This window comes from Glutamicibacter sp. AGC84 (genome assembly GCF_053543575.1).
Genome location: NZ_JBLVOC010000018.1, coordinates 7878 through 15631, shown reverse-complemented (window position 1 = coordinate 15631; position 7754 = coordinate 7878). Strand labels below are relative to the sequence as shown.

The 7754-nt window shown below is 67.5% G+C and carries 5 protein-coding genes; 3 read left to right on the top strand and 2 right to left on the bottom strand.

Annotated elements, in window-relative coordinates; all coding sequences use genetic code 11:
• Positions 1–39 precede the first annotated feature (39 nt).
• Both fdhA and ACNPN0_RS11985 read right to left on the bottom strand, forming a co-directional pair.
• Positions 40–1254 carry a formaldehyde dehydrogenase, glutathione-independent gene (gene fdhA / locus ACNPN0_RS11990; RefSeq protein WP_105658920.1) on the bottom strand — a complete coding sequence of 405 codons (1215 nt, stop codon included), beginning with the start codon at positions 1252–1254 and terminating at the stop codon, positions 40–42.
• Between the two features lie 128 nt (positions 1255–1382).
• Complete coding sequence (locus ACNPN0_RS11985) at positions 1383–2321, bottom strand: LysR family transcriptional regulator (RefSeq protein WP_448937211.1); 939 nt, start codon at positions 2319–2321, stop codon at positions 1383–1385.
• A gap of 151 nt (positions 2322–2472) precedes the next feature.
• On the opposite strand from ACNPN0_RS11985, the gene ACNPN0_RS11980 reads away from it, so the two are divergent.
• Genes ACNPN0_RS11980 through ACNPN0_RS11970 form a run of 3 tightly spaced genes read left to right on the top strand, consistent with a single transcriptional unit; the run spans position 2473 to position 7727 of the window.
• Complete coding sequence (locus ACNPN0_RS11980) at positions 2473–3777, top strand: aromatic ring-hydroxylating oxygenase subunit alpha (protein ID WP_448937212.1); 1305 nt, start codon at positions 2473–2475, stop codon at positions 3775–3777.
• A complete protein-coding gene (locus ACNPN0_RS11975; protein ID WP_448937213.1) occupies positions 3774–5165 on the top strand; it encodes a flavin reductase family protein in 1392 nt (463 codons plus the stop codon). Before ACNPN0_RS11980 ends, ACNPN0_RS11975 begins: the two co-directional genes overlap by 4 nt.
• A 42-nt stretch (positions 5166–5207) precedes the next feature.
• Positions 5208–7727 carry a GcvT family protein gene (locus ACNPN0_RS11970; RefSeq protein WP_448938916.1) on the top strand — a complete coding sequence of 840 codons (2520 nt, stop codon included), beginning with the start codon at positions 5208–5210 and terminating at the stop codon, positions 7725–7727.
• The last annotated feature ends 27 nt before the right edge of the window (positions 7728–7754 follow it).

The window sequence follows — 7754 nt, the reverse complement described above, 5'->3', positions numbered from 1 at the left end:
TGTTCCCGGCCGCCCCCCCGGGCAGCGGTTAAATGCGCGTCAAGCGCGGATCAGCCCGTGCGGGTCGAGCACGAACTTCTGCGCGGCGCCTTCGTCGAAGGCCGCGTAGCCCTGCGGGGCCCGGTCCAAGCCAATGGCCGTGGCGTTGACGTTCTTGGCAATCGAGACCTTGTCCGAGAGGATCGCCTGCATCAGCCCGCGGTGGTACTTCATCACCGGGCACTGGCCCGTGACGAAGGTGTGGGACTTGGCGAAGCCCAGGCCGAAGCGCATGGACAGCGAACCGACCTTGGCCGCTTCGTCCTCGGCGCCCGGATCCCCGGTGACATAGAGTCCCGGGATGCCCAGGCTGCCGCCGGCACGGGTGATTTCCATCAGCGAATTGAGCACCGTGGCAGGCTGCTCCTTGCCAGCGTCGTGCCCGTGCCCGCGCGCCTCGAAGCCCACCGCGTCGATGCCGCAGTCGACCTCGGGCACGCCCAGGATCTGGGCGATCTGCTCGGCCGGGTCGCCCTGCGAGACGTCCACGGTCTCGCAGCCGAAGCTGCGCGCCTGGGCCAGCCGGTCGGCGTTCAGGTCCCCGACAATCACGGTGGCCGCACCCAGCAGCTGCGCGGAGGTGGCCGCGGCCAGGCCCACCGGGCCGGCGCCGGCGACATAGACGGTGGAGCCGACGGTGACCCCGGCGCCGATGGCTCCGTGGTAGCCGGTCGGGAAGATGTCCGAGAGCATGGCCAGGTCCAGGATCTTCTCCATGGCCTGGTCGCGGTCGGGGAATTTCAGGGCGTTCCAGTCCGCGTAGGGCACCAGCACGTATTCGGCCTGGCCGCCCACCCAGCCGCCCATGTCCACGTAGCCGTAGGCGGAGCCGGGGCGGTCGGGATTGACGTTCAGGCAGATGCCGGTTTGCCCGACCTTGCAGTTGCGGCAGCGGCCGCAGGAGATGTTGAAGGGCACCGAGACGACGTCGCCGACCTTGAGGAATTCCACATCGCGGCCTACTTCCACCACTTCGCCGGTGATCTCGTGGCCCAGCACCAACCCGACGGGGGCGGTGGTGCGGCCGCGGACCATGTGCTGGTCCGAACCGCAGATATTGGTGGCGATGGTGCGCAGGATGACCCCGTGGTGCACCTGCCGCCCGACGTTTGCCGGGTGGACCCCGGGTCCGTCCTTCAATTCGAATTCGGGGTACGGGGTGTCGATCAGCTCGACCTTGCCTGCCCCGGCGTAGCTTACTGCCAAGTTGCCCATAGCGGACCACTTCCTTGAAATATCAGTTGGATACCAAATCGGATGTGCCCAAGTCTGACCACTGGATGTGATCCATGTCAATAGCCCGGCGAGAAATCCGCCGGGTCCGGCAGCCCGCCAGCGGCCGGCTACCCGTCCAGTTCCTCGGCCGAGCGCAGGGAAATGATGTCCTTGGCTGTGCGCTGCAGGATTTCCAGGGATTCCTCGATCAGCGGCGAACCGCGGCTGCCCTTGCGGGTCACCGCCACGATGCGCCGCGAGGGCTTGGCCGCCCCGGAAATCCGGCGGCGCACCACATTCTGCGCATCGCCCAGGGTGGCCAGCCGGGGCAGCAGCCCCACACCCAGGCCCGCCCCGATGAACGCGATCATGGTTTCCCACTCCACCGCCTCGTGGGCGATATGCGGGGTGACCCCCAGCGAAGTGAAGGCGGCAACGAACAGCGCCCGGTAGACCGACTGCCCGGATTCGGAGATCCACGGGTCATCGGCCAGGTCCTCCAGGGCCACGGACTTGTGCTGCGCCAGCCGGTGCGTGGCGGGCAGCACCACATCCAGCGGGTCATCGAGCAGCACGGTCTGCTCGAACCGGTCCCTGGCGGCAGAACCCCCGGACGTCTGGCTGGCCACGATCACGGCCAGGTCGATCCGCTCCGCGAGCAGCAAGTCCAGGCAGCGCTGCGGCTGCGCTTCGATCAGCTGCACCGCGGTATCGGGCCGGGTGGCTCGCAGGTTCGCGGCCAGCGGGGCAAGCAGCTGCGCGGCAGCGGTGGAGAAACCGCCCAGGCCGAACTGCCCCTGCACCTGCCCGGAGGCGTTGCGCGCGGACGCCGCGAGCAGCTCCCATTGCGTCACAATCCCGTCCAGGCCCGCAACGAAATGCCGGCCCGCGGAGGTCAGCCGCACCCCGCGGCCCTCCTTGGTGATCAGCTTGATGCCCAGGGTGCGCTGCAGTTCGCGCAGCTGCGCGGAGACCGCCGAGGCCGAGTAGCCGGTCAGTTCCGCGGTGCGCGCTACCGAACCTGTGGAGGAGAAGACCCGCAGGGTGGCGAAGCGTGGATCAATCATGCACCAATTGTGCACGGTTCCGTTCAATTTCTTGCGCTTTTCTTGCCGACTATTTCTTCCTAGTCTCGATTCATGCGGTGACCGGCCTCACATCGGCCCGCGCAACCACAGCCAGAGGACGCCAGCCGCGTCGTGTTCCAAGGAGTAACAGATGACCGCTTCGGTAAGCGCACCGCGCACTACGCGTGGGAAGCTCGCTACGTCGGTGAACCAAGAACAGCTCGCCGAGATCACCGAACTCTTCCGCAACCGGCGCAAGGGCTACTCGCTCGAAGCCCCGCTGTACACCGACCCCTCAGTATTCGATGTCGAAATGCAGGCCATCTTCGGGACCCACTGGCTGTTCGCCGCGAGCATTGCCGAGATCCCCGAGCCCGGGGACTACGTGACCGTGGACTACGGTCCGCATTCGCTGATCGTGCTGCGCACCGAGGAGGGCGGGGTCAACGTGCTGCACAACGTCTGCCGGCACCGCGGCGCCCGCGTGCTCACCGAAGCCTCGGGCAGCACCGGGAACCTGGTCTGCGGCTACCACTCGTGGACCTACTCCCCGGAAGGGGACCTGATGCACGCCTCCGCCCCGGGCGAAGGCAAGTTCGACAAGAGCTGCTTCGCGCTCAAGCGCGCTAACGGCCGGGTCCACGCCGGGCTGGTCTTCGTTTCGCTGGCCCAGGACCCTCCGGCGGACTTCGACGAGGTCGCCGGCATCTTCGAGCCCTACCTGGCCCCGCACGATATCGCCCGCGCCAAGGTCGCTTACCAGCAGGACATCATCGAGGAGGGCAACTGGAAGCTGGTGATGGAGAACAACCGCGAGTGCTACCACTGCGACGGGCACCCCGAGCTGGCCTGCTCGCTGTTCCCCACCTGGGGGCTGAGCGACGACACCGTTCCGCCGCACCTGGAAGAGGTATGGGAGCGCAACCAGCAAGCCCAGGCGGCCCTGGAGGAACGCTGCCGCCGCTACGGATTGCCCTACGAGGTCGTGGAGCAGCTGGACACCCGCATCGCCGGCATCCGCATCTCCCGCGAATCCCTGGACGGCGACGGGGAATCCTTCTCCGCCGACGGGCACCGCCTGTCCAAGAAGCTGCTCGGCGAGCTGCGCGACTTCCGGCTGGGCCGCTGCTCCATGCACCTGCAGCCCAACAGCTGGTTCCACTTCCAGTCCGACCACGTGATCACCTTCGCGGCCTTCCCGATCAACGAGCACCAGACCCTGGTGCGCACCACCTGGCTGGTGGCCGATGACGCGGTCGAAGGAGACGACTACGACCTGGAGAAGCTCACCCACACCTGGAAGCAGACCAACCTGCAGGACAAGGCCTTCGTCGAGCTGTGCCAGAAGGGCGCAGCCAGCCCCGCCTACCAGCCGGGCCCGTACATGAAGAGCGAATACCAGGTCGAGGCGTTCATCAACTGGTACACCCAGCGCGTGCTGGAGCACCTGGCATGAGCGCAGGCGCCCAGCTGGCATCGAGCGTAGCGGCCCAGCGCATCCGCGGGCTGGAAATGCCGTGGAACCGGGTCCTCAGTTCCCAGGAAGGCCCGGCGAGCGCGGCCCGTGCGCTGGGACCCTGGCACCCCCAGGAGTTCCTGGCCGAATGCGTGCAGACCATCGAGGAAGCCGGCGGGCTGATGACCTTCGTCTTCCGCCGCGCCGACGGCGCCCCGCTGGCCTTCCGCGCCGGGCAGTACCTGAACATCGCCTTCCCGGTGCACGGCGAAGACCAGGACCCGGTGGACCGCAGCTACTCGATTTCCAGCGCGCCCACCGTGCCCTGGACCTTCAATGTCAGCATCAAGCGCGACCCCAAGGGCCTGGTCTCCTCCTGGGCGCATGAGAACCTGCGCCCGGGCATGGTGTTGGAGATGCTCGGCCCGGTGGGCGCCTTCCACCTGGGCGATTCCGACCGGCGCGCCCGCTACCTGTTCCTTGCGGCCGGAGCCGGGATCACCCCGATCATGTCGATGGTGCGCACCATCCACTCACTGCCCGGCCAGGCCGATGTGGTGGTGCTCTGCCACGGCACCGTGCCCGGGGACTTCGCCTTCTGGCCCGAGCTGGAATACATCGCGCAGGTCGATTCGCGGATCAAGGTGTTCTACTCGCTGGGCGACCGGGCCAAGCCCAAGAGCTGGAAGGGCTTTGCCGGGCGGCTGACCACGGCGATGATCGATGCGGTGGCCCCGGATGCCAATGGCCGCAAGGTGTTCGCCTGCGGACCGGAAGGCTACCTGAATTCGGCCACCCAGCTGCTGCGCGAGGCCGGGGTGGATGACACCTCGGTGTTCATGGAGTTCTTCTCCGGGGACCGCAAGACGCTGCTCGAATACCAGGAGGAAATCGCCCTGGCCGGGTCCATCGCCGAGGAGGTGGCCGAATCCGTGGAGGAGTTCTACGAGAGCCAGCCGCCGGAGCTGGGGATGTACGAACCCGAGTACGACCAGAGCGGCACCATCGAGGCCAGCGGCCAGAAGCTGGTGGCGGTCGATTCCAATGCCCCGCTGCCGCCGGCCGCGCCGCTGGTTCCCGCGCAGGACCCGCCGGATACCGCTTCCTTCCCCACCGTGGGCGAAGGCGAGCTGACCATGACCTTCCTGCGCACCGCGGTGAATGTCCGGATCAGTTCCCAGGAGCACATCCTGGGTGTCGCCCAGCGGGCCGGGGTGCGCATCGGCGCCAACTGCCAGGAGGGCATGTGCGGCTCGTGCAAGGTCGTCAAGCTCGAAGGCGAGGTGGCGATGAACCACCAGGGCGGCATCCGCGCCCGTGAAATCGCGGCCGGGAAATTCCTGCCCTGCTGCTCCACCGCCCAATCGGACCTGGTCATCGACGCCTAGCGCGCCGGCCACCACCACACCATCAGCTTTCAAGGAGTCCCCATGTCCCGTCTTTCCCCTCGGATCGTCATCATCGGCGCCGGCATCGTCGGCGCCAACCTCGCAGACGAACTGGCCGCGCTGGGCCACACCAATACCCTGGTCATCGAGCAGGGTCCGCTGGATCTTCCCGGCGGCTCCACCTCGCACGCCCCGGGCCTGGTCTTCTCGTCCAACCCGTCCAAGTCCATGACCGAATTCGCGCAGTACACCATCGAGAAGCTCACCGGCCTGGTGGGCGCCGACGGGCGCGGCTCCTTCCTCCCGGTGGGCGGGCTGGAAATCGCCACCACCGATGAGCGCCTGGCCGACCTGCATCGCCGCGCCGGCTGGAACCGCTCCTACGGGGTCGACGCCGAAGTCATCGACGCCGCCGCCTGCCTGGCGAAGTTCCCGATGCTCAACCCGGAGAAGGTCCTGGGCGGCCTGTTCACCCCGGGCGACGGCCTGGCCCTGGCCGCCAAGGGCACCGCGCTGGTCATGGAACGCGCCAAGGCCGCGGGAGTCGAGTTCCGCGACCGCACCATCGTCACCGATATCGAAGTCTCCGGCGGCAAGGGCGCCGCGGTCATCTGCGGCGAGGAGCGCTTCGCAGCGGACATCGTGGTCTCCTGCGCCGGCTTCTGGGGACCGAATATCGGCAAGATGGTGGGCACCTCGATCCCGCTGCTGCCGCTGGGCCACCAGTTCGCCTGGAGCACCCCGGCCCCGTCGCTGGCCGGCGTCAACGAACTGCCGGCCGGTGCCAGCCGCCCGATCCTGCGCTACCAGGACCGCGACCTCTACTACCGCGAGTGGGGAGATCGCATCGGCATCGGCTCCTACGCCCACCGCCCGATGCCGGTGGACCTGGACACCTTGCAGGCCTACCGCCCGGAAGAGATCACCCACGAGCGGATGCCTTCCTCGCTGGAATTCACCCCGCAGGACTTCGCCGCCGAATGGGAAGCCAGCCAGGAGCTGCTGCCGGATCTGCGCAACACCCGGATCCAGCGCGGCTTCAACGGCATCTTCTCCTTCACCCCGGACGGCGGCTCGCTGGTAGGCCAGTCCAGGGAAGTGGACGGCTTCTACGCGGCCGAGGCTGTGTGGGTGACCCACGCGCCGGGCATCGCCAAGGCCGTGGCCGAGCTGATCACCACCGGCACCTCCACGTCGGACCTGAGCGACTGCGACCTGAACCGCTTCGAGGACGTGCAAACCACCAAGGAGTACGTCAGCGAGACCTCGCAGCAGAACTTCGTGGAAATCTACGATGTCCGCCACCCGCTGGAACCGCGCACCAAGCCCCGCGCCGTGCGCACCAGCCCGTTCTACTCCCGCCAGCAGAAGCTGGGCGCCTTCTTCCTGGAGGGCACCGGCTGGGAGCGCCCGCACTGGTACGAGGCCAACGCCGCGCTGCTCGATGAATTGCCGGCGGAGTGGGCGGCCCCGGAGCGCGACAGCTGGTCAAGCAAGTTCCACTCGCCGATTGCCGCGGTGGAAGCCTGGAAAACCCGCACCGCGGTGGCCATGTTCGACATGACCCCGCTCAAGCGCGTGGAAGTCACCGGCCCCGGCGCCGGTCCGATGCTCCAGGGCTTGACCACGGCGAATATGCTGCGCGCCCCGGGCATGGTCAGCTACACCCTGCTGCTGGACCATGCCGGCGGCATCACCAGCGACATCACCGTGGCCCGGCTCTCCGAGCAGGTCTACCAGGCCGGCATCAACTCCAATGTGGATGTCGCCTACCTGGACCGCGAAGCGCGCAAGTTCAATGCGGCCAACCCGGGCCAGTGGGTGGCAGTACGCGATATCACCGCCGGGACTTCCTGCATCGGCCTGTGGGGCCCGCTGGCCCCGCAGGTCATGGCCAAGATCAGCGACGACGATATGGGCAACGAGGGGCTGAAGTACTTCCGCACCAAGCAGATCTCCATCGCCGGCATCCCGGTCACCGCGATGCGCCTGTCCTACGTGGGCGAATTCGGCTGGGAGCTCTACGCCTCGGCGGATGTCAGCGCCAAGCTCTGGGATGCGATCTTCGAAGCCGGACAGGAACACGGCATCATTGCCGGCGGGCGCGAGGCGTTCAACTCCATGCGACTGGAGAAGGGCTTCCGCTCCTTCGGCACCGATATGACCAGCGAGCACGAACCGGAACAGGCCGGCCTGGGCTTCGCGGTGAAAGCCGCCAAGACCGCGGACTTCGTGGGCAAGTCGGCACTGGCCGAACGTGCCGTGGCGGCCACCAAGCGCCTGCGCTGCCTGACCGTGGATGATGGCGTGTCCATGGTCCTGGGCAAGGAACCGGTCTACGTGGATGGCAAGCCTTCCGGCTACGTCACCAGCGCCGCCTACGGATACACGGTCCGCAAGCCGATCGCCTACGCGTGGCTGCCGATCTCGGTGGAAACCGGAGACCCGGTGGCGATCGAGTACTTCGGCAAGCAGATTGCCGCCACCGTGGTCGATGATCCGCTGTACGATCCGCAGATGGACCGCTTGCGCGGAGTTTCGCTGGCCACTTCGGCCAGCTAGGCGCAACCCGCCACAGAGGCCGGGGCG